The sequence below is a fragment of the Croceicoccus gelatinilyticus genome, assembly GCF_018398395.1.
In the GTDB taxonomy this organism is placed as follows: Bacteria; Pseudomonadota; Alphaproteobacteria; order Sphingomonadales; family Sphingomonadaceae; genus Croceicoccus; species Croceicoccus gelatinilyticus.
This window is the reverse complement of sequence record NZ_JAHCBF010000001.1, coordinates 617,355-642,207: the sequence shown is the minus strand read 5'-3', so window position 1 is coordinate 642,207 and position 24,853 is coordinate 617,355. Positions and strand designations below refer to the sequence as shown.

General features: G+C 62.1%; 23 protein-coding genes. 14 read left to right on the top strand and 9 right to left on the bottom strand.

Translation table 11 applies throughout. The annotated features are described in order from the left end of the window. Positions 1–18: 18 nt before the first annotated feature. From KIH45_RS03280 to ygiD, 6 genes are all read left to right on the top strand, one after another. On the top strand, positions 19–1,185 hold the full coding sequence (locus KIH45_RS03280) for a penicillin-binding protein activator (protein WP_225899597.1): 1,167 nt from the start codon (positions 19–21) through the stop codon (positions 1,183–1,185). An 85-nt stretch (positions 1,186–1,270) separates the two neighbouring features. Further along, entirely contained in the window at positions 1,271–3,280 is a 2,010-nt protein-coding gene (parE, locus tag KIH45_RS03275; protein ID WP_213174528.1) for a DNA topoisomerase IV subunit B, read from the top strand. 96 nt (positions 3,281–3,376) lie between these two features. Further along, complete coding sequence (locus KIH45_RS03270) at positions 3,377–4,228, top strand: AAA family ATPase (RefSeq protein WP_213174527.1); 852 nt, start codon at positions 3,377–3,379, stop codon at positions 4,226–4,228. A gap of 14 nt (positions 4,229–4,242) precedes the next feature. Continuing rightward, positions 4,243–5,424 carry a vWA domain-containing protein gene (locus KIH45_RS03265; protein ID WP_213174526.1) on the top strand — a complete coding sequence of 394 codons (1,182 nt, stop codon included), beginning with the start codon at positions 4,243–4,245 and terminating at the stop codon, positions 5,422–5,424. Beyond that, entirely contained in the window at positions 5,421–6,071 is a 651-nt protein-coding gene (locus KIH45_RS03260) for an immunity protein Imm33 domain-containing protein (protein ID WP_213174525.1), read from the top strand. Before KIH45_RS03265 ends, KIH45_RS03260 begins: the two co-directional genes overlap by 4 nt. 53 nt (positions 6,072–6,124) lie before the next feature. Further along, positions 6,125–6,916 (top strand): 4,5-DOPA-extradiol-dioxygenase, encoded by a 792-nt coding sequence (gene ygiD, locus KIH45_RS03255; protein WP_213174524.1) that lies wholly within the window; start codon positions 6,125–6,127, stop codon positions 6,914–6,916. Here the strand turns inward: ygiD and KIH45_RS03250 are convergent. Together KIH45_RS03250 and KIH45_RS03245 are read right to left on the bottom strand one after the other, a co-directional pair. Continuing rightward, the gene (locus KIH45_RS03250; RefSeq protein ID WP_213174523.1) at positions 6,913–8,109 is read right to left on the bottom strand and encodes an exo-beta-N-acetylmuramidase NamZ family protein; all 1,197 of its coding nucleotides are present in this window, start codon (positions 8,107–8,109) and stop codon (positions 6,913–6,915) included. The two genes, ygiD and KIH45_RS03250, sit on opposite strands and share 4 nt — an antisense overlap. After that, the gene (locus KIH45_RS03245; RefSeq protein ID WP_213174522.1) at positions 8,106–8,636 is read right to left on the bottom strand and encodes a DOMON-like domain-containing protein; all 531 of its coding nucleotides are present in this window, start codon (positions 8,634–8,636) and stop codon (positions 8,106–8,108) included. The genes KIH45_RS03250 and KIH45_RS03245 overlap by 4 nt, the downstream gene beginning before the upstream one ends. A 93-nt stretch (positions 8,637–8,729) precedes the next feature. Between KIH45_RS03245 and tyrS the strand changes: the two genes are divergently transcribed. From tyrS to KIH45_RS03230, 3 genes are all read left to right on the top strand, one after another. Next, complete coding sequence (gene tyrS / locus KIH45_RS03240; protein WP_213174521.1) at positions 8,730–9,959, top strand: tyrosine--tRNA ligase; 1,230 nt, start codon at positions 8,730–8,732, stop codon at positions 9,957–9,959. A gap of 112 nt (positions 9,960–10,071) precedes the next feature. Continuing rightward, positions 10,072–10,422, top strand: a complete 351-nt coding sequence (locus KIH45_RS03235) for a PilZ domain-containing protein (RefSeq protein ID WP_213174689.1) — start codon at positions 10,072–10,074, stop codon at positions 10,420–10,422. A 59-nt stretch (positions 10,423–10,481) separates the two neighbouring features. Continuing rightward, positions 10,482–11,201 (top strand): NYN domain-containing protein, encoded by a 720-nt coding sequence (locus KIH45_RS03230; protein WP_213174520.1) that lies wholly within the window; start codon positions 10,482–10,484, stop codon positions 11,199–11,201. 77 nt (positions 11,202–11,278) lie between these two features. Here the strand turns inward: KIH45_RS03230 and KIH45_RS03225 are convergent, their stop codons facing one another. Beyond that, a complete protein-coding gene (locus tag KIH45_RS03225) occupies positions 11,279–12,517 on the bottom strand; it encodes a tetratricopeptide repeat protein (RefSeq protein ID WP_213174519.1) in 1,239 nt (412 codons plus the stop codon). A 408-nt stretch (positions 12,518–12,925) separates the two neighbouring features. Between KIH45_RS03225 and gyrA the strand changes: the two genes are divergently transcribed. Beyond that, complete coding sequence (gene gyrA, locus KIH45_RS03220) at positions 12,926–15,625, top strand: DNA gyrase subunit A (protein WP_213174688.1); 2,700 nt, start codon at positions 12,926–12,928, stop codon at positions 15,623–15,625. 3 nt (positions 15,626–15,628) lie between these two features. Here the strand turns inward: gyrA and KIH45_RS03215 are convergent, their stop codons facing one another. After that, the gene (locus KIH45_RS03215; protein WP_213174518.1) at positions 15,629–16,348 is read right to left on the bottom strand and encodes a lysoplasmalogenase family protein; all 720 of its coding nucleotides are present in this window, start codon (positions 16,346–16,348) and stop codon (positions 15,629–15,631) included. A gap of 36 nt (positions 16,349–16,384) precedes the next feature. Here KIH45_RS03215 and trmFO point away from each other — a divergent pair, with 36 nt between their 5' ends. After that, entirely contained in the window at positions 16,385–17,761 is a 1,377-nt protein-coding gene (gene trmFO, locus KIH45_RS03210; protein ID WP_213174517.1) for a methylenetetrahydrofolate--tRNA-(uracil(54)-C(5))-methyltransferase (FADH(2)-oxidizing) TrmFO, read from the top strand. A gap of 6 nt (positions 17,762–17,767) precedes the next feature. Here trmFO and KIH45_RS03205 read toward each other — a convergent pair whose 3' ends face one another. Both KIH45_RS03205 and KIH45_RS03200 read right to left on the bottom strand, forming a co-directional pair. Then, a complete protein-coding gene (locus KIH45_RS03205) occupies positions 17,768–18,238 on the bottom strand; it encodes an EF-hand domain-containing protein (RefSeq protein ID WP_213174516.1) in 471 nt (156 codons plus the stop codon). A 70-nt stretch (positions 18,239–18,308) separates the two neighbouring features. Further along, positions 18,309–18,983 (bottom strand): hypothetical protein, encoded by a 675-nt coding sequence (locus KIH45_RS03200; protein WP_213174515.1) that lies wholly within the window; start codon positions 18,981–18,983, stop codon positions 18,309–18,311. A gap of 127 nt (positions 18,984–19,110) precedes the next feature. Between KIH45_RS03200 and KIH45_RS03195 the strand changes: the two genes are divergently transcribed. From KIH45_RS03195 to KIH45_RS03185, 3 genes are read left to right on the top strand one after another with little or no spacing between them, the layout of a single operon-like run. Then, entirely contained in the window at positions 19,111–20,589 is a 1,479-nt protein-coding gene (locus KIH45_RS03195) for a pilus assembly protein TadG-related protein (RefSeq protein WP_213174514.1), read from the top strand. Between the two features lie 9 nt (positions 20,590–20,598). Then, entirely contained in the window at positions 20,599–21,090 is a 492-nt protein-coding gene (locus KIH45_RS03190; RefSeq protein ID WP_213174513.1) for a TadE/TadG family type IV pilus assembly protein, read from the top strand. Between the two features lie 5 nt (positions 21,091–21,095). Next, a complete protein-coding gene (locus KIH45_RS03185) occupies positions 21,096–21,599 on the top strand; it encodes a TadE/TadG family type IV pilus assembly protein (protein ID WP_213174512.1) in 504 nt (167 codons plus the stop codon). Positions 21,600–21,673: 74 nt separating this feature from the next. On the opposite strand, the gene KIH45_RS03180 is transcribed toward KIH45_RS03185, so the two are convergent. From KIH45_RS03180 to KIH45_RS19425, 3 genes are all read right to left on the bottom strand, one after another. Further along, a complete protein-coding gene (locus KIH45_RS03180; RefSeq protein ID WP_213174511.1) occupies positions 21,674–23,038 on the bottom strand; it encodes a pyruvate dehydrogenase complex E1 component subunit beta in 1,365 nt (454 codons plus the stop codon). Continuing rightward, a complete protein-coding gene (gene pdhA / locus KIH45_RS03175; protein WP_213174510.1) occupies positions 23,038–24,123 on the bottom strand; it encodes a pyruvate dehydrogenase (acetyl-transferring) E1 component subunit alpha in 1,086 nt (361 codons plus the stop codon). Before pdhA ends, KIH45_RS03180 begins: the two co-directional genes overlap by 1 nt. 123 nt (positions 24,124–24,246) lie before the next feature. Next, positions 24,247–24,594, bottom strand: coding sequence for an FtsB family cell division protein (locus KIH45_RS19425; protein ID WP_337925391.1), 348 nt, complete (start codon positions 24,592–24,594; stop codon positions 24,247–24,249). Positions 24,595–24,853 lie beyond the last annotated feature (259 nt).

Sequence of the window (24,853 nt, the reverse complement as noted above, 5' to 3'; positions counted from 1 at the left end):
TTTCAGGGAGATGCAAGCATGAACACGCGGACCACCGCCAATCGCAGGGGCATGATCCGCAACGGCGTCGTTGCTTTCACGGCAATGATGCTGGCCGGTTGCGCCGGCGTCATTCCGGATAGCGCAGGCCCGCCGCCCCCGCCGACAGAGGAAGGGCCGACCGCCGGCCAGCTTCCCGACCAGAACGAAACGCGCCACCGGGTCGCGCTTCTTGTGCCGCAATCGGGGTCGAACGCGGGCGTGGGCCAAAGCCTTGCAAACGCGACGACGATGGCGCTGCTCGACACGAACACCGCCAATATCCGCATCACGACGTACGACACCGCCACAGGCGCCCGCGCCGCTGCGCAGCGGGCAATCGCGGATGGCAATCGCCTGATTCTCGGCCCCCTGCTTTCCGACAATGTCGAGGCTGTGAAGTCGGTCGCGGCGCCGGCGCGCGTGCCGATCATCAGCTTTTCCAATAACAAGGAGATCGCGGGCGACGGCGTCTATGTCATGGGCCAGGTCCCTTCGCAGTCGCTCGAACGGTCGATGAAGTACGCCGTCGGTCAGGGCATGCAGACTTTCGGTGCCATTGTGCCAAGCGGGGAATACGGCCGTAGCGCGTCTGACGCGATCCTCGAAACCGCGCGCGACACCGGTGCTCGTGTCCTTGCGATCGAGACGTACGATCGCGACACGACTTCGCTTGCCCATGCGATCAAGCGCCTTGCCGTCAAGGGCGACTATCAGGCGGTGGTCATTGCCGACGGTTCCCGCATGGCCGTTCGCGCAGGTCCGATGATCCGCGATGCCGAAAAGGCAGCCAAGATCATCGGCACCGAATTGTGGAGCGGCGAGGAACAGATCCCGCAGTCGGCTGCGCTTCGCGGGGCCTGGTTCTCTGCCATCAGCGACGGCCGCTTCAAGCGCTATTCCGACAGCTATCGCAGCCGTTTCGGGAACGCGCCCTATCGTATTTCGACGCTGGGGTATGATGCTGTCCTGCTGACGATCAACATCGCTCGCGACTGGGAAGTTGGTTCGCGGTTCCCGACCAAGGGTCTGTCGGCTGATGACGGCTTTATCGGCTTGGACGGGGCGTTCCGCTTCGACGGCGGCGTGATCGAGCGTGCTTTCGAGGTGCGCGAGGTCACCGCGGGCGGCGTGAAAGTGGTCGCGCCTGCACCGGCGAAGTTCTGAACTTCCCTCCGCCGACCCTCGGCACTGGCGATAACTTCCCCGGCGCGCTTGCCTGACAGGCGCGCCGGGCGTTAGCGTTCCTATTATGTCCGACGATCTTTTCGAGAATGCGCCCGCAACCTCCGGCGAGGCTTATGACGGCTCCGCGATCGAGGTTCTCGAAGGCCTCGAACCCGTCCGTCGCCGCCCCGGCATGTACATCGGCGGCACCGACGAACGCGCACTGCATCACCTTGTCGCCGAAGTTCTCGACAACGCGATGGACGAAGCTGTCGCAGGACACGCCAACCGCATTGAGATCTCGCTCGACGTCGGGCCGGATGGTACCGCCGGCACAGTAACGATCAGCGACAATGGCCGCGGCATTCCGGTGGACGAGCATCCGAAATATCCGGGCAAGTCGGCGCTGGAGGTCATCCTCACCACGCTGCACTCTGGCGGCAAGTTCTCTGGCAAGGCATATGCTACCAGCGGCGGTCTGCACGGTGTCGGTGTCTCGGTCGTCAACGCGCTGTCGGTCGAAACGCGGATCGAGGTTGCGCGCAACAAGGAACTGTTCGCGCAGGTCTTTTCGAAGGGTCTGCCGCTCGGTCCGATCGAAAAGATCGGTGCTGCCCCCAACCGGCGCGGCACCACGGTTACCTTCACGCCCGACCCGGAAATCTTTGGCGCGCAGAAGTTCAAGCCTGCCCGCCTGTTCCGCCTTGCCCGTTCCAAGGCCTACCTCTTCGCAGGGGTCGAGATCCGCTGGAAATGCGCGACCGAACTGGCGAGCGAGGACGTTCCGGCTGAGGCGGTCTTCCAGTTCCCCGGCGGCCTTGCCGATCACCTGAAGGAACAGGTCGGCACCCGCGAGTGCGTGACCACCGATTTCTTCGCCGGATCGCAGGACTTCCCCGCCAACGAACAGGGCCAGCAGCAGGGCCGTGTCGAATGGGCAATCGCCTGGCCGCTGTGGTCAGACGGGTCTTACAGCTGGTACTGCAACACCATTCCCACTCCCGATGGCGGGACGCACGAACAGGGCCTTCGCGCCGCGCTGACCAAGGGGCTGCGCGCCTTTGCCGAACTGGTGAACCAGAAGAAGGCCAAGGACATCACGCCCGACGACGTGGTGACCGGCAGCGAAGTCATGCTTTCGCTGTTCATCCGCGATCCGCAGTTTCAGTCGCAGACGAAGGACCGCCTGACCTCGCCCGAGGCTGCGCGCCTTGTCGAGAATGCGATCCGCGATCACTTCGACCACTTCCTCACCGACAACATGGAGCGCGGCAAGGCGCTGCTTGGCGCGGTGATGGAGCGGATGGACGAACGTCTGCGTCGCAAGCAGGAGCGTGAGGTCAAGCGCAAGACTGCAACCAACGCGAAGAAGCTGCGCCTTCCCGGCAAGCTTACCGACTGTTCAGGCGAAGGCGATGGCGAGACCGAGCTTTTCATCGTCGAGGGCGACAGCGCAGGCGGCAGCGCCAAGCAGGCGCGCGACCGCAAGACGCAGGCTATCCTGCCGATCCGCGGCAAGATCCTGAACGTGGCATCGGCCAGCGCCGACAAGATCCGCGCAAACCAGGAAATCGCCGATCTGACGCTCGCGCTCGGCTGCGGCATACGCAAGGACTGCGATCCGGAAAACCTGCGTTACGACCGCATCATCATCATGACCGACGCCGACGTCGACGGCGCGCATATCGCGACGCTTCTGATGACCTTCTTCTTCCGCGAAATGCCGGAAATCGTCCGGCGCGGTCACCTCTTTCTCGCCCAGCCCCCGCTCTACCGCCTGACCGCAGGCAAGGAGAGCCGCTATGCCCGCGACGACGCGCATCGCGCTGAATTGGAAGCGACGGTTTTCAAGAACAAGAAGGTCGAAGTCGCGCGATTCAAGGGCCTTGGCGAGATGAACCCGCAGCAGCTTCGCGAAACGACGATGAGCATGGAGAGCCGCAGCCTCATCCGCATCACCCTGCCGCAGGAATTCGAACAGCGGGCCAGCGTCAGCCGCCTTGTCGATGAGCTCATGGGCCGTAATCCGGAGCACCGGTTCAACTTCATTCAGAACCGCGCAAGCGAGATCGACCGCGACCTCATCGACGCCTGAGCCCGACCTATCGCCTCTGCGCCTTGTCTGGTTGCACTGCACAATCTAGCGTGCGGTCAAACAGGAACGAACAAGGCGCAAGGACTGCTATTGGGCATGGATCAGAAATTCACCGGCACGAAGAACTACGTCGCAACCGATGACCTGAAAGTCGCGGTGAACGCGGCTGTCATGCTGCGCCGCCCGTTGCTCGTGAAGGGCGAACCCGGCACCGGCAAGACCGTGCTGGCCCACGAAATCGCCAAGGCAACTGGCGCACCGCTGATCGAATGGAACGTTAAGTCCACGACCAAGGCTCAGCAGGGCCTCTATGAATACGACGCAGTTGCGCGCCTTCGCGACGGCCAGCTTGGCGACGAGCGTGTGCACGACATCTCGAACTACATCCGCAAGGGCAAGCTGTGGGAGGCATTCACCTCGCCCGAACTGCCCGTCCTGCTGATCGACGAGATCGACAAAGCCGACATCGAGTTTCCTAACGACCTGCTGCAGGAACTCGACCGGATGAGCTTCGACGTTTATGAGACCGGCGAGCGGATCGAGGCGAAGGAACGCCCGATCGTCGTCATCACCTCTAATAACGAGAAGGAACTGCCCGACGCCTTCCTGCGCCGCTGTTTCTTCCACTACATCAAGTTCCCCGACGCCGACACGATGCGCGAGATCATCGACGTCCACTTCCCCGGCATCCAGAAGAACCTTGTCACCAAGGCGATGGAGATCTTCTACGAACTGCGCGAAGTTCCCGGCCTCAAGAAGAAGCCAAGCACGAGCGAACTGCTCGACTGGCTCAAGCTGCTGCTGGTCGAGGACATGCCGCTCGACATCCTGCAGGACCGCGACCCGACCAAGGCGATCCCGCCGCTCCACGGCGCGCTGCTCAAGAACGAGCAGGACGTGATGATGTTCGAACGCCTCGCCTTCATGGCGCGCAGGCAGGGGCGGTGACGGAGCGGTAAGCCATGCTCCTCAATTTCCTCGACGAACTGCGCGCGGCGGGAATTTCCGCCAGTCTCAAGGAGCATCTGACCCTGCTCGAGGCGCTTGACCGCGAGGTTATCGAGCAAACGCCCGAGGCGTTCTATTACCTGTCGCGCGCGACTTTCGTGAAGGACGAAGGCCTGCTCGACCGGTTTGACCAGGTCTTCCAGAAAGTCTTTAAGGGCGTCCTCACCGATTACGGGCAGGAAGCCGTCGACATTCCCGAGGATTGGCTGAAGGCCGTCGCCGAGAAATTCCTGAGCGCCGAGGAGATGGAGAAGATCAAGTCGCTGGGCGACTGGGACGAGATCATGGAGACGCTGAAGAAGCGTCTCGAGGAGCAGCAGGGCCGCCACCAGGGCGGCAACAAGTGGATCGGCACGGGCGGGACCAGCCCCTTCGGCAATGGCGGCTACAATCCCGAAGGCGTGCGGATCGGCGGGGAGAGCAGGCACAAGCGCGCGATCAAGGTCTGGGAAAAGCGCGAGTTCGCGAACCTCGACAACACCAAGGAGCTGGGCACCCGCAACATCAAGATGGCGCTGCGCCGCCTGCGCCGCTTTGCGCGCGAAGGGGCAGCCGACGAGCTTGACCTCGACGCCACGATCCGCGGTACGGCGCGTCAGGGCTTCCTCGACATTCACATGCGGCCGGAACGGCACAATGCGGTGAAGCTGCTGCTGTTTCTCGACGTCGGCGGGTCGATGGATCCGCATATCAAGCTGTGCGAGGAACTGTTCAGCGCGGCCAATGCCGAGTTCAAGAACCTCGAATTCTTCTACTTCCACAACTGCCTTTACGAAGGCGTCTGGAAGGACAACCGCCGCCGCTGGGCCGAGCGGACGAAGACATGGGACGTGCTTCACAAGTACGGACACGACTACAAGATCGTCTTCGTCGGCGATGCGGCGATGAGCCCTTACGAGATCAGCCACCCCGGCGGCAGCGTCGAACATATGAACGAGGAAGCGGGACACGTCTGGCTTTCGCGCGTGACGCATACTTACCCCGCCTGCGTGTGGCTAAACCCCGAACCGCAGCGGATCTGGGACTACAGCCAGTCGAACAAGATGGTTCGCCAGTTGATGAACGACCGGATGTATCCGCTTACGCTGGAAGGTCTGGACGATGCCATGCGCGAATTGAGCAGGAAGCAGGGATGATCGAGCTTCCCGACGGCATCGAACTGGACGATCCGCGCCCCATTGTCGCGGACGCGCCCTACACTTTCTTCATGCCTTTCGAGATCGAACTGGCCGCATTGAAGCCGCTCGACGGTATTCAGGCCATTTTCCGGCAAGTGGTTGGTGAATCGAAATATTCAGCCGAGCGGATGTGGGTCCTGATTGAGAGGATCGAGGACGGCGACGTGATCGGCACGCTCGACAATGAACCATCGGGAATGGACCGCATCAAGCTGGGCGACAGCGTTCGTATCCCCCTCACCCATGCGATTTCGACCGCATTTCACAAGGACAATCCGCGCCCCGAGGTGCCCGAACGCCGCGAATACTGGGATCGGTGCTTCGTCGACGATTGCGTGCTCGCGGGGCGGAGTCATGTCGATTACCTCTATCGCGAAGAACCCGACATGACGCGTGAAGGCGACAAGTATCCCGATAGCGGCTGGCGCATCCGGGGCAGTGAAGCCGAGGTCGAGGAAGACGAGAAGAACGGGCGGGAGCCGCATTATATTGCCATCGGCAAAGTGCTGAACGCCGACGATCGGTGGATTGACCTGATCGACGCGCCCTACGACAGCCACTTCGGCTGGTGGGAAGACGAAGGACGTTACCTCGAGCTGGAATAGGCACATGGCTGTGCCTTCTTGGGGAAGGCTCCCGGGCTGATTATATCAGTTGCATGACCAGACAGCCTGCCCTTTTCATCGGCCACGGTTCGCCGATGACCATGATCACCGAAAACGTCGAGCGTCGCGGCATGGAAGAGCTTGGCCGCCGCCTGCCGAGGCCCGATGCGATCCTTGCCGTGACCGCCCACTGGGAAACGCGCGGCGAGACGCGGCTGACTTCGGGAATCGCCCCGCACACGATCCACGACTTCCGCGGCTTTCCGCAGGAGCTTTACGACATGCGCTATGCCGCGCCCGGATCGCCCGATCTGGCGCGCCGCGCTGCCGAGTTGATCGGTGAGAAGGCGGTCCTCGACGAAACCCACGGATTCGACCACGGCGTGTGGGGCACCCTGATGCCGATGTTCCCCGATGCCGGCATTCCCGTCGTCGCGATGAGCGTGGACATGTCGCTGAGCGGCGAAGGCCACCGCCAGATCGGCGAACGGCTTGCCCCGCTGCGTGACGAAAACGTGCTGATCGTGGGCAGCGGTAACGTGATTCACAACCTGATGCTCTGGCGGCAGTCCGCGGGCACGAAGCCCGACTGGGCCGTCGACTTTCGTGAACGGACCAACGCAGCCCTGTTGGAACGACAGGACACGGCGCTCACCGGCTTTGCGCCTGACGACAAGGCCGCGCAGGCTGCGATCAACAGCGGAGAGCATTACGTGCCCCTGCTCTACCCGCTCGGCACGCGGCAGGCGAATGACGAGGTCGCGGTCTTCAACGACACGATGGACGGCGCGCTGACGATGACCTCGGTCATCTGGGGCGATGCCGCGCTGGTCGAAGGGCTCTAGTACAGGAGCAACGGCGCGATCTCTTCGCGCCACTTAGCCTCGTCCGCACCGGCGATCGCATCCAGGTCGCCGGGCAGGCTGCCCGCATCGTCGACCCATTCGCGCAAGGCCGGACCGCCGTTGATGACATCGATGGCGAGCCGGTCGAACTCGTACTCATACGGAAAGTCACGCCAGATCGGATAGTCGGGATAGAGCTGGCGTATGGCTTTGAACGCCAGAGCCTGAAGCCGCCACGGGCGGAAGGCTTGATGGTCGTAAAAACTGCCCTCAGCATGGACCATCAGCGCATTGCAGAGCTGGCCTGCATGCTTGTGGAACGTCGGTTCGAAATAGCATTCGCGGATCGCACAGCCCGCCAGCCATTCGGGCGCGAGCAAATTCATCTGTGCCAGCACCGCCTTGGCATCGACATCGGGCGCGCCGAACAGGACTTCGAGCGGGCGGGTCGTGCCCCTCCCCTCGCTCAGCGTCGCGCCTTCGATCATGACCGTGCCTGCATAGGCGCGCGCCATGTTGAGATTGACGGCATTAGGGCTCGGGTTGATCCAGATGCGGCTGTCGGGCCAACCGAACCCTGTGCCTTCCGGCTCCCAGCCCTCCATGCCGATCACGCGGTATTCGACGTCGAGGCCGAAGTGCTTGATGAACCAGTGCCCCATTTCACCCAGAGTCAGTCCGTGGCGCATGACCATCGGCCCTGCCCCGACGAAACTTTCCTGCCCCGGCAGCAGCAGTGTTCCTTCGACCGGACGGCCCGCGGGGTTGGGACGGTCAAGAACCCAGACTTCCTTGCCCGCCTTCGCCGCCTCTTCCAGCAGGTAGAGCAGCGTGGTGACGAAAGTATAAATACGGCAGCCGAGGTCCTGCAGGTCGAACAGGAATACATCGGCAGACGACATCATCTGCCCCGACGGACGCCGGACTTCGCCGTAAAGGCTGAAGACCGGGATGCCGTAGACCGGATCGGTCTCATCCTCGGTCTCCACCATATTGTCCTGCTTGTCGCCTTTCAGCCCGTGCTGCGGACCGAAAGCGGACGTGATATTCACTCCTGCCGCGATCAGCGCGTCGAGCGAATGGGTCAGATCCTCGGTAACCGAGGCGGGATGGGCGACGAGGGCAACGCGCTTGCCTTCAAGAGGGGCGCGAAGGCTCGCATCGGCGAGCAGGCGATCAATACCGAACTTCATTTGGCTGCTGCTGCTTCAACCGGCAGGGCAAAGCAAGTCGCGTCGTGGAAATCAGGCCGATCGGTGGATTGTTCGAGCGCCCAGAAAGACTTGGTGCCGCCCTTCTCTTCTAAGACCGCGCTAAGGCCCATAGTCTCGAACCCGGAAAGATCCCGCGCGCTGAGCGTCACATTGACGGCAAGGATGCGATCACCCGCGCGGGCCGATACTTCCGGCATCGTCGTCGGATTGAACTCGCTCATCCCTGCGCGATAGCTCTCGAAATCGTAGATCGCCCAGCGGCCCGATGTCGCGAAGTTGAATTCGCGGTACGATCCGTCCCCGTGCCGCAGGAACAGTTCAAAACAGGTCGTCTGCCAAAGTTCGTCCTGTTTGCCGCGCCCTGCGAACTCGGGCAGCACCAGATCATCGATACCCTCGATACGGTACCGCGCCATGGCCATGCCGGGTTTGGGAAAGATCACTTCCGCCTCTACGCTGCGGACGCTGACCGGCGGGTGTGCCGGATGGGGGATCAGGGTGTGCATCGCGGCTATCTAGCGCCCGATTGAAGCGACTGGCAATCGCGCATGTCACAGGTGCTTTGCCTTCTGCATCGCCCGTGCTAGGCGCGCGCCACCATGACCGAATTCAGCTCTTCCCTGCTCCGCCTCCTTAGCGAGCGCGGCTACATCCACCAGGTTACCGACGCAGGCGCTCTCGATGCGCTGGCTGGCAAGCAGGTCGTTCCCGGGTACGCCGGTTTCGATGCGACCGCTTCCTCGCTCCACGTCGGCCATCTCGTGCAGATCATGCTGCTGCGCCGGCTTCAGCAGGCAGGGCACAAGCCAATCGTCGTCATGGGCGGCGGCACGACCAAGGTCGGTGATCCGTCGGGCAAGGACGAGAGCCGGAAGATGCTGACCAACGAGGTGATCGAGGAGAACATCGCCGCAATCCGCCCGGTCTTCATGCGGATGCTCGATTTCGGTGACGGTCCGACCGATGCGGTCATGGTCAACAATGACGAGTGGCTGTCGACGCTGGGCTATATCGAACTGCTGCGCGATGTCGGTCCGCACTTCACGATCAACCGCATGCTGACCTTCGATTCGGTCAAGCTGCGGCTCGATCGCGAACAGCCGCTGACCTTCCTCGAATTCAATTACATGATCCTGCAAGCCTACGATTTCCGTACGCTGGCGCAGACTTACGGCTGCCGCCTGCAGATGGGCGGATCGGACCAGTGGGGCAATATCGTTAACGGTATCGAGCTTGGCCGCCGCATGGACGGGACCGAGCTTTATGGCGTGACAACCCCGCTGCTCACCACCGCCAGCGGCGCCAAGATGGGCAAGACCGCGGCCGGTGCCGTCTGGCTGAACGAGGACCTGCTGCCGCACTACGATTTCTGGCAATACTGGCGCAATTGCGACGATGCCGACGTTGGCCGGTTCCTGCGCCTGTTCACCGATGTTTCGTTGGAAGAAATCGCTACGCTCGAAGCGCTTGAAGGCGCCGCAATCAACGATGCGAAGATCCGCCTTGCCAACGAAGTGACCGCGATGGTCCGCGGCCCCGAAGCGGCGCGGGCCGCCGAGGCTACGGCCCGCGAGACGTTCGCCGGTGGCGGTCTTGGTGCGGACCTTCCGACGCTCGACCTTCCGGCTGGCGGACTGTCCGTAATGGCGGCCCTGACCGAGCTTGGCTTTACCAAGTCCAATGGTGAGGCAAAGCGCAAGGTCGGCGAAGGCGCGGTGAAGCTGGACGACGCGGCGATCACTGATCCGGGCGCGATGATCGCGCTGGATGCGGGCGCCACGGCCAAGCTCAGCCTGGGCAAGAAGAAGCACGCGATCCTGAAAGGCTGATCCGGCAATCGGATGCGGGTGACGAATTGCCCGCAAAACATTGCCGTCATTTACCTTTTGTTCGCCATTGCCGGTTACTCTTTGCGCATCGGACGCAATTGGAGTGACGCGGGTGATCGGTGGTGCGCAGCTTTCCGTAACGGACCTTCGTCAGGCGGCACGCCATCCTGTTGATTATCCGGTCCTTGCCGAACATCGCCGCATGGGCGACATCCACATGCACATCACGAACGTGTCGGCCAACGGCTTCATGGTAGAGAGCGATCTTGCCATTGGTCGCGGTGAACGCGTCATGCTTCGCCTGCCGGAAATCGGCCGGATCGAAGCCCATGTGATCTGGGTGTCCGAAGGCCGCGCAGGCTTTCAGTTCGAACGCATCCTGCGTCCCGACGCCTTCGGCTCCATGGTCGATCAGATGCAGCCGCGCGCCAAGCCAAAGCCGCGACCGCGCAAGGCAAAGTAAACCTCTCCCCCAAGTCCGCGACTTGTAATCGCGCGATGCAGTCCGCACATCGCGATGCAATGACAGAACAACCATTGCAGAACATCGCGTTGCTTATCGACGCGGACAATACCACCCCTGCCGGGATTGACCCCGTGCTGACGGCACTGGCGGAACTCGGACAGGTCAATATCCGGCGCGCCTATGGCAACTGGGCCAAGCCTAGCCTTGCCAAGTGGGCGAAGATCACCAACGAATACGGCATCCGCCCGCAGCAGCAGTTCGACCTGACAAAAGGCAAGAACGCGACCGACATGGCGATGACGATCGACGCGATCGACTTGCTCTATCAAGGCAAGGTCGACGGCTTCGGCATCATGAGCAGCGACAGTGACTTCACGCCGCTGGTCTCGCGCCTGCGCCAGGACGGGCTTCTCGTCTATGGCTTCGGCTGGAAGAACAAGGCACCTCAGGCGCTGCAGACCGCCTGCACCCGATTTATCGATATCGACGCGCTCATTCGCGACGACAGCGACGACGGTGCGAAGAATGGCGGGAAAGCGGATAACGAGCCCGTGGACGAGGCTCTCGTCACCCTGCTCGGCAAGGCATGGCGCGCGGCGAACCGATCAGAAGATGGCTATGCGCGTCTTGGCGAAGTTGGGCAGATCGCGGGCAACCGGTCGAACTTCGACGTGCGCAATTACGGCTTCAAGCGCCTGATCGACATGATGGAATCGCTGCCCAATTTCGAGGTTCAGCGGCGCGACGGTCAGGCCTGGGTAAAGCGACTTCGCTAGGGCCCGTCACCGATAGACAAAGAAAAAGGGCGGCCCCGCAAGGCCGCCCTTTCTTGTTTCTGGCAATGACGCGCCGATTATCCGGCGGTTTTGCTGTCGACGTAGGCGATCCACAGCTTGGCAAGCGTCGAGCGGTTGCCAGTCGTGATCTGCTCGAAAGTCGACTTGGCTTCGGCGAACTTGCCCTGGTCTGCCTGAGCAATGCCCAGACCGGTCAGAGCAGCAGCCTTGTCGGTCGCGCCCATCGAGATCGCCTTGGTATAAAGCGCCTCGGCCTGAGCACCCTTGCCGTAGCCAAGGTAGACGTCGGCGATCGCAATAGCTTCGCTCGCGCTCGACGGGTTCTTGGAGTCGGTATCGATCTCCTTCAGCGTCTGCGCCATGCGGCTCTTGGCGACGTTCAGCTCTTCGCTGACGATGGCCGACGAACCGTCGAGCACGCCGTCAGCGATGCCCATGTCGATGACCTGCTTCACTTCTGCCGGACGGCGACGTGCGTCTGCACCCTGCAGGTAAGCCATGTACTGCTGGCGAACGGTCAGGCCGTCATTACGAGCCATCAGGCGCAGCAGGTCCAGTTCCTCGTCCTTGGTGAACGGCGAAAGAGCCGAAAGCACCTTGTAGGCTTCACCGCGATATTCTGCGCGCGGCGAGCTTTCGAGGACGTAGGTCGCCCACTTGAACGCCTGGTCGTTAAGACCGTTGTTCGCCGCGATGGCGAGACCGCGGAACGCAGTCGAATCCTCGACCGGCTGACCGGCGGCGCGCATCGTCTCAATCGACTTCTCGATCATGCCGAGAGCCTGCTCGAACTGGCCTTCGCCGACATACGTTTCGGCGATGAGCCCCGGAACCTGCGGGTCGTTCGGCATCAGCGGCTGGGCCTTCTGAAGATACGAACGTGCCGTCGCGTAATCCTTGGCATTGTAGCCGAGTTGACCTGCAGCAAGGTAGATCTTGCCGAGGTTCTCTTCCGGCAGCTTGCCGCTGTCGGCCATCAGCTTCACGCCCTGGTACTGCAGGGCCTGGTCGCTGGTCTGCGCGCCGATGTTGTAGATCAGCTGACCACCGGCCAGCATCTCGTCAGGCGACTTGATCGTGGCAGTCAGAGCCGGAATCTCGGCCGCAACGGCGGTGTCACCGGCCTCGACCTTGGTCGAAATCGGCTGGTAGACCGCGATGAACTCCTTCGAGTACTGACCGCTGCCCCCCTTCTTCTTCTGCGCAGCTTCGGCAGGCGCAGCGACGGCAACCATACCGGTGGCACCGATTGCCAGTGCCATGGCCATCGCAACACGCGAAATCGAACGCTTCATGAAATACTCCTCAACCATCCAAATGCGACAACGGCGGCCCTTGGAACCGCCGAAACGCGTGAATTCCCGTTCCGAGCGGGGCAATGCCGATTTTTGGCTCTAATGGCAACCGGACAGGGCCCTGCACAATTGACATTGGTAATAGGGGTTCGCCGCTGAACGCGGATTGAATGGCGCGTTTGCCCACGTGCAGCATCCCCCTGTTAAGCCGCAGTCGGAAAGTGTGGAAAAAGCCGCCTTTGACTGGCGCAATTCCGCCGTTTCGCTAGCCATTGCGCCCCCCCTTCCCTAGGGTGCGGACATACGGAAAATCATAGAGAACAAGAGCCGTCATTCGTGAACGATCTGACTGATACTGCGCCGCTTCCCGGCGAACCCGACATCGAACCGATCGACATCGTCGACGAGATGAAGTCGAGCTACCTCGACTACGCGATGAGCGTCATCGTCAGCCGCGCGCTGCCTGATGTCCGCGACGGCCTGAAACCCGTTCACCGCCGCATCCTCTTCGCCAGCCAGGAAGGCGGCTTCGTCGCCGGACGCCCCTACCGCAAGAGCGCGAAGATCGTCGGCGACGTGATGGGCAACTACCACCCGCACGGCGACAGCGCGATCTACGATGCGCTGGCCCGCATGACGCAGGACTGGTCGATGCGCCTGCCGCTGATCGACGGTCAGGGCAACTTCGGTTCAATGGACCCCGATCCGCCGGCATCGATGCGTTATACCGAGGCGCGTCTTGCCCGCGTCGCGAACTCGCTACTCGACGACCTCGACAAGGATACCGTCGACTTCGCCGACAACTACGACGGTTCGCGCAGCGAGCCCGAGGTTCTGCCCGCACGCTTCCCGAACCTGCTGGTCAACGGCGCAGGCGGCATCGCGGTCGGCATGGCGACGAACATTCCGCCGCACAATCTTGGCGAAGTGATCGACGGCTGCCTCGCCATGATCGAGAACCCGGCCATCACCGTGGATGAACTGTTCGAGATCATCCCCGGCCCCGACTTTCCGACCGCGCCGCTGATCCTTGGCCAGTCGGGCGCGCGCAACGCCTACCGCGAAGGTCGCGGTTCCATACTGCAGCGCTGCCGCCACGAGATCGAGGAAAAGCGCGGCGACCGCCGGTCGATCGTCCTTACCTCGATCCCGTTCCAGGTCGGCAAGTCGAACCTCGTCGAAAAGATCGCCGAAGCCGCCAAGGACAAGCGGATCGAGGGTGTTTCCGACATCCGCGACGAATCGAACCGCGAAGGCGTGCGCGTCGTCGTGGACCTGAAGCGCGATGCATCGCCCGAGGTCGTCCTCAACCAGATCTGGCGCTACACACCTGCGCAGTCGAGCTTCCCGGCCAACATGCTGGCGATCCGCGGCGGCCGCCCCGAAGTGCTGAACCTGCGGGACATCCTGCAAAGCTTCATCCACTTCCGCGAAGATGTCATCACCCGCCGCACCAAGTTCGAGCTGAACAAGGCCCGCGAACGCGCGCACATCTTGCTCGGCCTCGTCATCGCGGTCACCAACCTCGACGAGGTCGTGAAGATCATCCGCGGTTCGGCAAGCCCCGCCATCGCGCGTGAGAGCCTGCTGTCGCGCGAATGGCCGATGGGCGAGATCGCGCCCTATATCCGCCTTGTCGAAGCGATCGAGGACGATGACGATCTCGACAAGCAGCCGACCTATACGCTGAGCGAGACACAGGTCCGCGCCATCCTCGACCTGCGCCTGCACCGCCTGACGGCGATGGGCCGCGATGAAATCGGCGAGGAACTCCAGAAGCTTTCCGAAGACATCGCCGGATATCTCGAAATCCTCGGCGACCGGGTAAAGCTCTACCAGGTCATGCAGGACGAGTTGCGCGAAGTGCGCGACGCCTATGCAACGCCGCGCGTTTCCGAAATCGCACCTGCATGGGACGGTATCGAAGACGAGGACCTGATCGAGCGGGACGAGATGGTCGTCACCGTCACGATGGGCGGCTACATCAAGCGCACCCCGCTCTCGACCTTCCGCGCACAGGCCCGTGGCGGCAAGGGCCGCGCCGGCATGGCGACGAAGGAAAAGGATGCTGTCACCAACCTCTTCGTGACCAGCACGCACAATCCGGTCCTGTTCTTCTCGACAGCCGGCAAGGTCTATCGCATGAAGGTCTGGAAGCTGCCCGAAGGCGGCCCGACCACGCGCGGCCGCCCGATGGTGAACCTCCTGCCGCTCGGTGATGGAGAGACGATCCAGACGGTCCTTCCCCTCCCTGAGGACGAGGAAGAGTGGGGTAACCTGCACGTCATGTTCGCGACCGGCAACGGCACCGTGCGCCGCAACTCGATGGCATCGTTCACCAACGTTCCGTCGAACGGCAAGATCGCGATGCGCTTCGACGATGACAGCGACGACTACCTCGTCGGTGTCCGTCTGCTGACGCCGGACGACGACGTCCTGCTGGCAAGCCGCGAGGGCAAGGCGATCCGCTTCTCCGCAGAAGATGTCCGCGAGTTCCAGTCGCGCACGTCGACCGGCGTTCGCGGCATGACGCTTAAGGGTGACGACAAGGTCATCTCGATTTCGGTCCTTAACGGTGCGGAACTCGAACAGCGCGACGAATACCTGCGCGCCGCTCCGTGGAAGGAGAACGAGGCCGAACCCACGCTCGACACCGACACGATGGCGCGGATGGAGGAAGCGGAAGAGTTCATCCTCACCGTCTGCGCCAACGGCTACGGCAAGATGAGCTCTGCGTATGAGTATCGCCGCACCGGTCGTGGCGGTCAGGGCATCACGAACATCGACAACATTGAACGTAACGGCCCGGTCGTCGCCAGCTTCCCCGCGCACAAGGGCGAGCAACTGATGCTCGTCACCGATCAGGCAAAGCTGATCCGCATGCCGCTATCGTCGCTGCGCGTTATCGGTCGCGGCTCGGCAGGCGTGCGCCTGTTCGACGTTGCCAAGGGCGAGCACGTCGTGGGCTGCGCCCGCCTGGACGAGGAAGAAGCGCCCGAGAACGAGGCGGAAGAAGCGATCGTCGAGGAAATCCTCGGCCGTGATGCGGACGAGACGACGCCCGACACCACGCAGGACCGCGACGACCCGCCGCCGACCGAGGCCTAATGCTCAGGCTGCGGCGTCGCGTCGCAGCCTGCTGACGACACCCGTCGCGATCAGGAGCTGTGCCGCATAATAGAGCGGCCAGACCAGCTTCGACGCGACGGGATTGTCGTGGAGGACGGGGCCAAGCGTTGCGAATAGCAGCAGGTCCGACACCACGAACAGGATCGCCCCGACGCCAACGCGGTAGCGCGAGAAGCGGCTCGTCCAGGCCATGGCCGCCATGATGGCAAGCAACAGCGAGAAACCGGTTGCGAGCAATCGTCCTTCCTCACCGCGAAGCAGGAACCAGCTGATCACCGGCACCGCTACTACGAGTACGAAGGCCAGTATCTTCTGCGACCCGACAGTGTGATCGCGCCGGTTGCGGGCATAGAGCCAGATGCCGAGCAGCAGCGAAAATCCCATTAGAGTCGCCGCGCTCGCATACTGAAGCTCGGAAAACATGTCCGACACGCCCGCGATCAACAGCAGGCCCGTAAGCGCGTGTCCGTCGGGGCCGAGGTGGCGCTGGAAGGCATAGAGCGCGAGCAGGACGAGCGGCAGGCCTTTCCACACGACCTTGAAAAGACCGGGAATCGTGTGGCTGTCCTCGAAGAACCACCACGCCACCGCGACGATAATGCTGGCGAGCAACCACGGCCGCCTTTGTGCCAATGCGCGTCTCACGACCTTTGTCTTGTGCTCCCCTGCGCCGACCAGTCGGCCTTCGATGTCTCTTTGCATTTGCATTACCCGATAGGCAATCGCTAACCCGCGCGCATGACTCACCAGGTGCATATCATCGGCGGCGGTCTCGCAGGCAGCGAGGCGGCTTGGCAGCTTGCGAACCGGGGCGTGAAAGTGCGCCTGTCCGAAATGCGTGGCGGCGGCGACACGACGCCCGCTCACCAGGGTGACGGGCTGGCGGAACTCGTCTGTTCGAACTCGTTCCGTTCGGACGACGACACGGCAAATGCGGTCGGCCTGCTCCATTACGAGATGCGCCAATGCAATTCGCTGGTCATGAAGGCCGCAGAAGTCGCGCAAGTTCCGGCAGGATCGGCGCTCGCCGTCGACCGCGACGTGTTCTCCGACAATGTCGAGAAGTGCCTGACCGAACACCCCAACGTCGAGATCGTGCGCGAACGCGTCGATGCCTTGCCGAGCGAGGGCACGACGATCGTTGCAACCGGCCCGCTGACCGCGGCATCGCTGGCCCAGTCGATCGGCACCGCGACCGGCGCGGACAGCCTCGCCTTCTTCGATGCCATCGCGCCCATCGTCTATCGCGATTCCATCGACATGGACATCTGCTGGATCCAGTCGCGCTGGAACAAGCGGACCGAGGCCTCGAACGAGGAAGGCGACTACATCAATTGCCCGATGACGAAGGAACAGTACCTCGCCTTCTGGCAGGGCCTGATCGACGGCGAGAAGACCGAGTTCAAGGAATGGGAAGCCGATACGCCCTATTTCGACGGCTGCATGCCGATCGAGGTCATGGCCGCGCGCGGCGTCGAAACCCTGCGTTTCGGACCCATGAAGCCTGTGGGGCTGGATAATCCGCACGACGTGACGCCCGAATTTCCGCAGGGTCGCTGGCCCTATGCCGTGGTCCAACTCCGGCAGGACAACAAGCTTGGCACGCTGTGGAACATGGTGGGTTTCCAGACGAAGCTGAAGCACCGCGCGCAGGTTGAACTGTTCCGCACCATCCCGGGCCTTGAGAACGCGGAGTTCGCGCGGCTTGGCGGACTGCACCGCAACACGTTCCTCAATTCGCCGACGTTGCTCGATCGCCAGCTACGCCTGAAAAGCGCGCCGCATGTGCGGTTCGCAGGGCAGATCACGGGCTGTGAAGGTTATGTCGAAAGCTCCGCCATCGGAATGCTGGCGGGCTTGATGACCGCGACCGAACTGGCGGGCCGCGACTGGACGCCCCTGCCCCGCACGACGGCGCTGGGCGCACTTTTGTCACACATTACAGGCGACGCCGAGGCGGACAGCTATCAGCCGATGAACGTGAATTTCGGTCTCTTCCCGATGCCCGACGACGACAGCATCAAGAAGAAGCAGCGCAAGGCCTACTATACCGAGCGGGCAAAGCGCGACATGGCCGAATGGCTGCGCGCAGCGCGGATTACCGAACCGGCCTGAGCCACTTCAGCAGCGACACTTGGGCGCAGGACGCGTCTTTTTCTTGGGCGCGGTCGTCGCGTATTCGGCCGGGGTCAGTCGACCGTCCTTGTCCCCGTCCGCACCTTCAAAGCGGTTCACGGTCGTCACGGCCCATTCCTCGAACGTCAGCAGGTTGTTGCCATCGACGTCCAGCTTGCGGAAAGCACTTACCCGCGTCGAAAGCATTTCGTTACGCGTGATGATGAGATCGCGGTTGATGTCATAACGGGCGAAGCGACGCTGTTCGTCGTTCATCTTGATCGCGGTGGGCAGCTTGGGTCCCTGCATTTCGTTCACATCCGCAGACGGCAGGGCTTCGGGCTCCCGAACCTGCGCCGAGGCATCCATGTCCGGCGGGGGCAGCCCCTCGACCTCGATGGCACGGCCCTGCCACCAGAACAGCCCCATGGCGACAAGCATCAGGGCGCCAAGCGCGCCCACAACCATGCGATTCATATTTGCGACCCTCCTGCAGGTTCGGACCCTAACGGACTGACCGTGCAAGAAAAGTTAGCGCCTCAAACTATCACCGACCGAACAGACCGATACGCAAGGCCACGGCCAGATCGCCCGGTCCGCCAATACGCCGTCCTTCGGCCAAGGCTCGCTGCATCTGAGCGTCGAGGACGGCGATAGGACGCATCGCCTTTGCAACCTTACCGTGCGGCTTGTCGGCAGAAGCAAGCAAGGCATCCGCCCTCCCCCGCTCCGTTTCATCGGACAGGTTCATCGCAATGTCGGCCAGTGCCCAGCGATGCGCCGCCGCGCGCGCATTATCCGCAACTCCGCCCGAAAGCCTGCCAAGCGCCGCAACCGCATCCTCCCGCGCTCCGGCCAGTGACGCGAACGCAGCGGCATCGAGCGGCGGCTCGCCAATCATCGCTTCCCAGCCATCGGCCAATCCGGCCAACGCGGACCGCTCCTCGCCCCATCGCGACAACGCAGCCAGAAAAGGCTCCCCCGCCGGCCACTCGTCCACCGGACGGTGCAATGTCTCCCGCCACCACGCGAGGCGCATCTGCGCCAGCATCGGCTCACGCGCCGTCGCAACGATCTGCGCGAATCGGCGATCAAGCACAAAGAAACCGGTCCACAATTGCCGCACCGCAGCAGGCGCATAGGCGATCGCGAGGCGGATCGGGGGCAAAAGCTGCTCCTCTGCCTCTGCCCAAAAGGCCCGCAAGTCAGGATTCTCGGTCACTAACGTCTCGCTAACCACATCTGTTTAAGCCCCGATTACCAGAGTTTACGTAATCTCAACCTGTGTACCCGATCTCTGTCGTGCGCATTGCACGCTCAGGGCGCAGATTTTGCATGGGAGCCATTTGATGATCCTTCGCCGTTCGGCCAAGAGCGCCTGCCGCTTCTTCAAGCGTTTTCGCCAGGAAACGAGTGCCAATGCCCTCATCCTGACTGCCTTCGGCATGCCGATGGTGATCGGCGGTGGCGGTTTCGCCATCGATTTCGCGCAGTACTACCTGTGGAAACGCGAACTGCAATATGCCGCCGATCAGGCCGCGATGGCCGCGGCGTGGGAACTGGCTGAAAACCCGAACAGCACGGAATGGGCCGCGCGCGGTACGACCGAGTTCAACGCGAACGACGCGGTGACCAAGGATTTCAATGCAACCCCTACGATCGTGAAGTCGCACTACGCCGGTGTCATGAACAACGCGGTGACGGTGAACGTTTCGGCGACCAAGCGCCTGCCTTTCACTAGCTATTTCACGAAAAACGACACGACCGTCGCGGTGATGTCGCAGGCCGCTTTCACCGGTGGCGCGATCGTCAGCAACTGCCTCGTCTCGACTGAAAAGAGCGATTCCGACTCTATCCGCCTGAACGGCGACGCCGTCTTCACCGCAGAATGCGGCATCATGGCGATGTCGGACTCTAAGAAGCTGTGCGTGACGACATTCGACCCCGACGGCAACTGCATCGACCAGGACGACGGCAGCAGCGGTTGGGAAGGTCGCGATGCGATCGTCGTCAACGGTCAACCGACAATCGATGCAGGTTCGATCACCTCGGCCGGCACGATCGACGATCAGTTGAACGAGATGACGGACGACATCATCCTTGAGAACATTCCGCAGGATCAGCTGCTGGACCCGTTCGAAGGTATCGACGCCCCTCTCGACTACGTCACCGGCGAAGGCAGCTACACTTGCAAGGAAACCGGTAAGGGCAAAAAGAGTGGCGAGGTCGTCGAGCTCGGCATTGCCAAGCCGGGGATCTACGAACGTGGCCTGACGGTATCTTGCGACACGACCTTCCAGTCCGGCATCTATGTCATCAACGGCGGGTCGCTGAAGATCAACGGTGACCACCAAGTCATCGGCAACGACATCATGTTCATTCTGACCGGCGGTGCAAAGCTTGCGCTGGGCGGTAGCTCAACGAACAACTTCGACGGCACTACCGAAGTGACGACGGACGGCACCGAAATCAATCTCCAGGGCATCACCTACAACACGCTTCTCAGCTACGGCATTCCCGATGGCGAGGCGCAGGCGATGGCCGGCATGCTGATTTTCGAAGATCCGACTTCCGAAGGTGCCAACCCCTCGGGCGAAGGTAACGGCCACCTCTTCGCAGGTACCAGCAGCACATGGGTCAGCGGTTCGGTCTATTTGCCGAAGAGCTCGATCACGATGGCCGGTACCGCGCAAGTCGCAAACATGTGCCTGATGATCGTGGCCAACAAGGTGACGCTCACCGGTACGACCGACATGACGGAGTTCTGCCCCGAGGGTCACAGCCACGAGACCTCTGTCATCTATGGCACCGTCAAGCTTATCGCGTGAGGCACGACTATGCTTAGCATCATCCGCAAATTCCACCGGGACCAGGCCGGTTCGACACTGATCGAAACCGCTTTCGTCGCCCCCGCGCTGATCGCCTTGACGCTGGGCGGGGTCGAAGTCAGCTCGATGGTCGCGCGTCAGACGGAGATGCAGTCGGTTGCGGCGAATGGCATGGAGATCATCCTTGCCGCCGCGCCGGAAAACGAAGCGGATGTCGAACGGACGGTTTCTGAACTGCAGGCCTATCTAGCGACGGCCAGTAATCTGACCCTCGCAAACACGGGCGACCAGATCGAACCGGGCCAGGTCAGCGTCTACAAGCGTTGGCGGTGTGGCAACAACAGTGCGCGTCAGGCCGAGGAAGGATGCGCGAATGAATCGCAGACTCAGAGCGCGTTCCTCGTCATCTACATGAAGGACAGCTACTCGCCGATCTGGACCAATTACGGCCTTGGCAAGGACCTTACCTTCGAAGTGAAACGGTCGATCCAGATCGGGTGATGATGATGAACAAGCACCTCTCGAACTTCCGCAAGGATGAAAGCGGCACGACCATCATCGAGATGGCAGTGCTTCTTCCCGTTCTGATCACGATGCTGATCGGCGTGTTTCAGGCCGGCATGTACCTGCAGGCCCAGAACGCGGTTCGCGGTGTGGCCGGCGAGATGAGCCGGTACATGGCGGTCGAGGCGCAGAAGAGCAATTTCCTCACCGACGAGCAGATTGAAACCAAAGCAATGACCGTCGCAGTTTCTGCGCCTTACATGCTGCACATCAACGATCTGCAGGTCTTCGTCGAGAACGAGGAAACCCAGAGCATGGACCGCGTGCGCAAGATCGACCTGCGCATGGTCTATGATGTGCCGAACCTGCTTGGCTTCACGAATGTCGATTTGCTTCAGCTGGAATACACGCGTTCGGTTTTCGTGCCGGGCAATGACCTGCCTGATGAAGAGCCTGACGACGGCACCGATCCGGGCACGGGAGAAGAGCCTGTCTTCGGGACCTGAGCTGGAAACATTGGGCGCTAAAGAAAAGGGCCGGCTGCGAAGCCGGCCCTTTCTGTTTGGCGGATCGTGATCCGTCAGTCGACGTAGCAGACCTTCTTCACTGCAGCGACGATGCTGGCCGTATCAATCAGCGCCTCCTTTTCGAGGTTCGCAGCGTAAGGCAACGGAACGTCGGCATTGGTCACGCGGATCACCGGGGCGTCGAGATCGTCGAAGCCTTCCTCCATGCAGACCGCCGAGATTTCACTGGCGATCGAGCAGGTCGGCCAGCCTTCTTCGGCGACGACGAGGCGGTTGGTCTTCTTCAGGCTCGCCAGCACGGTTCCGGTGTCAAGCGGACGCAGCGTGCGCAGGTCGATGACTTCGGCATCGATCCCCTCACCCGCCAGCTTCTCGGCCGCTTCGAGAGCGAGGCCGACGCCGATCGAGTAGGACACGATCGTCACGTCCGAACCTTCGCGCATGATGCGGGCCTTGCCGATCGGCAGGACGAAATCGTCCATGTCCGGTACGTCGAAGCTCTTGCCGTACATCAGCTCGTTTTCGAGGAAGACGACCGGATCCTCGCTGCGGATCGCAGCCTTCAGCAGGCCCTTGCCGTCCGCCGCGTCATAAGGCGCGATGACGACGAGGCCGGGGACGCTGGCGTACCAAGGGCCATAGTTCTGCGAGTGCTGCGCCGCGACGCGGCTGGCCGCGCCGTTGGGACCGCGGAAGACGACCGGACAACGCATCTGGCCGCCCGACATGTAGTTCGTCTTGGCCGCCGAGTTGATGATGTGGTCAATCGCCTGCATGGCGAAGTTGAACGTCATGAACTCGACGATCGGACGAAGGCCGCCCATCGCCGCGCCCGTACCGATACCGGCAAAGCCGTATTCGGTGATCGGCGTGTCGATCACGCGCTTGGCGCCGAATTCGTCGAGCAGGCCCTGAGTCACCTTGTAGGCGCCCTGATACTCGGCGACTTCCTCGCCCATCACGAAGACGCGGTCGTCGGCGCGCATTTCCTCGGCCATAGCGTCGCGCAGTGCTTCACGAACCGTGGTGGAGACCATCTTGGTCCCTTCCGGCAAGTCCGGATCGCGGGCGATCTCGACCTTGGCGGTCGCGGGCTTGGCAGCCTCGGTCGGCGCTTCTTCCTTGGCGGCAGGCTCGCTTGCCGCAGGCACCGGAGCAGGAGCTGCGACATCGGAGCCGTCACCATCGAGAACCGCGATCACGGTGCCGACCTTCACGTTCTCGGTCCCTTCGGCGACCATGATCTTGCCGACAGTGCCTTCGTCGATGGATTCGAATTCCATCGTGGCCTTGTCGGTTTCGATCTCGGCGATGATGTCACCAGGCGCGATCTCGTCGCCTTCCTTGACCAGCCACTTGGCGAGAGTGCCCTCCTCCATCGTCGGGGAGAGCGCGGGCATCTTGAGTTCGACAGCCATCAGTAGGTTTCCACCAGCACGTCGGTGTAGAGTTCGGACAATTCCGGTTCGGGCGAGCTTTCGGCAAAGTCAGCAGCTTCGCCAACCTGCGCACGAATGGACTTTTCCATTTCCTTCAGCTTCGCCTCGTCAACGCCACGCTTGATCAGCTCGGCCTTGGCGGCCTCGATCGGGTCATGCTTGTCGCGCATTTCCTTGACCTCGTCGCGGCTGCGGTACTTGGCCGGGTCCGACATCGAGTGTCCGCGATAGCGATAGGTGTTGAGTTCCATCAGCACCGGACCGCCGCCGCCGCGCACGTGTTCGAGCGCGACTTCGGCCGCACCGCGAACGGCAAGCACGTCCATGCCGTCGACATCCATGCCAGGAATGCGGAACGCGGTACCGCGACGGTGGAATTCCGTCTCAGCGCTGGACCGCGCGGTGCTGGTGCCCATGGCGTACTGGTTGTTCTCGATCACGAAGATGATCGGCAGGTTCCAAAGGGCAGCCATGTTGAAGGTTTCATAGACCTGGCCCTGGTTGGCCGCGCCGTCACCAAAGTAGGCCATGCATACGCCGCCATCATCACGATACTTGTGCGCGAAGGCTAGGCCTGCGCCCAGCGGGACCTGCGCACCGACGATGCCGTGGCCGCCGTAAAAGGCATGTTCGGTGCTGAACATATGCATCGATCCACCCTTGCCGCGCGAAATGCCGGCTTCACGGCCGGTCAGTTCGGCCATGATGACCTTGGGGTCGATGCCGTAGGCCAGCATGTGGCCATGATCGCGATATCCGGTGATGACCGAGTCCTTGCCCTCGGCAAGGGCGGACTGCAGGCCCACGGCCACCGCTTCCTGACCAATGTAAAGATGGCAGAAACCACCGATGAGGCCGAGGCCATAAAGCTGCCCTGCACGCTCTTCAAAGCGGCGGATCAGCAGCATCTGGCGATAGAACTCTGTCAGTTCCTCATCGCTCGCCTTGTAGCTGCCCTGCTTTTCATATGCTTCCTGCAGCGACCGCAGGGCGAATTCGGGGTCGTCGGTGGGAGACGTTACCGCAGCCGCCTGGCTGCCGCCTTTCGCTTTCCTCGTAGCCAATCGATGTACCTCTGTTCTGACGTTACGCGCGAGGGAGGGAGGTGCGCACGTTCATCCGCCGTATAGGGTCGGGACCCCCCGGCGCACAAGGGTAGTGACTGATTTAACCGATTTGGAAAAAGGTCAGTCGTCTCGCGACAAAACCAGTTCATCCTGATGCGCAACATTCAGGTTGCTGCGCAGCAATTCCCCCACGAGATCGGGGTCGGCATGGGCCGGATCCAGCAGCTCGACGCGGTTCGCAATCCGGTCCCGCTCTGCCTGCAGTGCGGACAATTCCATTTCACGCTGATCGAGCATGCGCGCAGACTCGCTCCACGCGCGAACGCCGGTCGGGCCGACCAGCATGAGAGCGCCGAGGAAGATCAACGAAGCAACCGCAGCGACCCGTCCGAAGCGGCGCTTCGGCAGATGCGGCCGTGCAGCCACCTTGCGGCGCCGACCAAGCGATGTGAGGTTGTTCGAGGACATAAGGTTACCAGAATCACAACTGGGCCCGCGCCGCAAGCGGGAAACTGCGGTTTTGCGCCGAATGGTGGAAAAGTTCGGTCCAATGCTTGCCTGCATTCGGCTCACTCAAAAGTACTGTCCGCCGCAAACCGGTTTCAATTGATACGGAAATATGATCTGTGCGCGCTCGGTCGATCCTGACCGGGCCTTCTGGCCCGGCAATCCGACCCATCAATCCCCCCGGCCACGGTCCCTCCCGCGGCCATCGAAAACGCATGCT

Excerpts from the sequence above, each read along its gene's own strand:
- KIH45_RS03270 (WP_213174527.1), top strand. The coding sequence starts at position 3,377 with ATGGATCAGAAATTCACCGGCACGAAGAACTACGTCGCAACCGATGAC.
- KIH45_RS03195 (WP_213174514.1), top strand. The coding sequence starts at position 19,111 with ATGATCCTTCGCCGTTCGGCCAAGAGCGCCTGCCGCTTCTTCAAGCGT.
- KIH45_RS03230 (WP_213174520.1), top strand. The coding sequence starts at position 10,482 with ATGACAGAACAACCATTGCAGAACATCGCGTTGCTTATCGACGCGGAC.
- KIH45_RS03245 (WP_213174522.1), bottom strand. The coding sequence starts at position 8,636 with ATGCACACCCTGATCCCCCATCCGGCACACCCGCCGGTCAGCGTCCGC.
- KIH45_RS03260 (WP_213174525.1), top strand. The coding sequence starts at position 5,421 with ATGATCGAGCTTCCCGACGGCATCGAACTGGACGATCCGCGCCCCATT.
- KIH45_RS03180 (WP_213174511.1), bottom strand. The coding sequence starts at position 23,038 with ATGGCTGTCGAACTCAAGATGCCCGCGCTCTCCCCGACGATGGAGGAG.
- KIH45_RS19425 (WP_337925391.1), bottom strand. The coding sequence starts at position 24,594 with ATGTCCTCGAACAACCTCACATCGCTTGGTCGGCGCCGCAAGGTGGCT.
- KIH45_RS03225 (WP_213174519.1), bottom strand. The coding sequence starts at position 12,517 with ATGAAGCGTTCGATTTCGCGTGTTGCGATGGCCATGGCACTGGCAATC.
- ygiD (WP_213174524.1), top strand. The coding sequence starts at position 6,125 with ATGACCAGACAGCCTGCCCTTTTCATCGGCCACGGTTCGCCGATGACC.
- KIH45_RS03280 (WP_225899597.1), top strand. The coding sequence starts at position 19 with ATGAACACGCGGACCACCGCCAATCGCAGGGGCATGATCCGCAACGGC.
- KIH45_RS03215 (WP_213174518.1), bottom strand. The coding sequence starts at position 16,348 with ATGCAAAGAGACATCGAAGGCCGACTGGTCGGCGCAGGGGAGCACAAG.
- KIH45_RS03205 (WP_213174516.1), bottom strand. The coding sequence starts at position 18,238 with ATGAATCGCATGGTTGTGGGCGCGCTTGGCGCCCTGATGCTTGTCGCC.
- parE (WP_213174528.1), top strand. The coding sequence starts at position 1,271 with ATGTCCGACGATCTTTTCGAGAATGCGCCCGCAACCTCCGGCGAGGCT.
- KIH45_RS03185 (WP_213174512.1), top strand. The coding sequence starts at position 21,096 with ATGAACAAGCACCTCTCGAACTTCCGCAAGGATGAAAGCGGCACGACC.
- KIH45_RS03265 (WP_213174526.1), top strand. The coding sequence starts at position 4,243 with ATGCTCCTCAATTTCCTCGACGAACTGCGCGCGGCGGGAATTTCCGCC.
- KIH45_RS03190 (WP_213174513.1), top strand. The coding sequence starts at position 20,599 with ATGCTTAGCATCATCCGCAAATTCCACCGGGACCAGGCCGGTTCGACA.
- trmFO (WP_213174517.1), top strand. The coding sequence starts at position 16,385 with ATGACTCACCAGGTGCATATCATCGGCGGCGGTCTCGCAGGCAGCGAG.
- KIH45_RS03250 (WP_213174523.1), bottom strand. The coding sequence starts at position 8,109 with ATGAAGTTCGGTATTGATCGCCTGCTCGCCGATGCGAGCCTTCGCGCC.
- tyrS (WP_213174521.1), top strand. The coding sequence starts at position 8,730 with ATGACCGAATTCAGCTCTTCCCTGCTCCGCCTCCTTAGCGAGCGCGGC.
- gyrA (WP_213174688.1), top strand. The coding sequence starts at position 12,926 with ATGAAGTCGAGCTACCTCGACTACGCGATGAGCGTCATCGTCAGCCGC.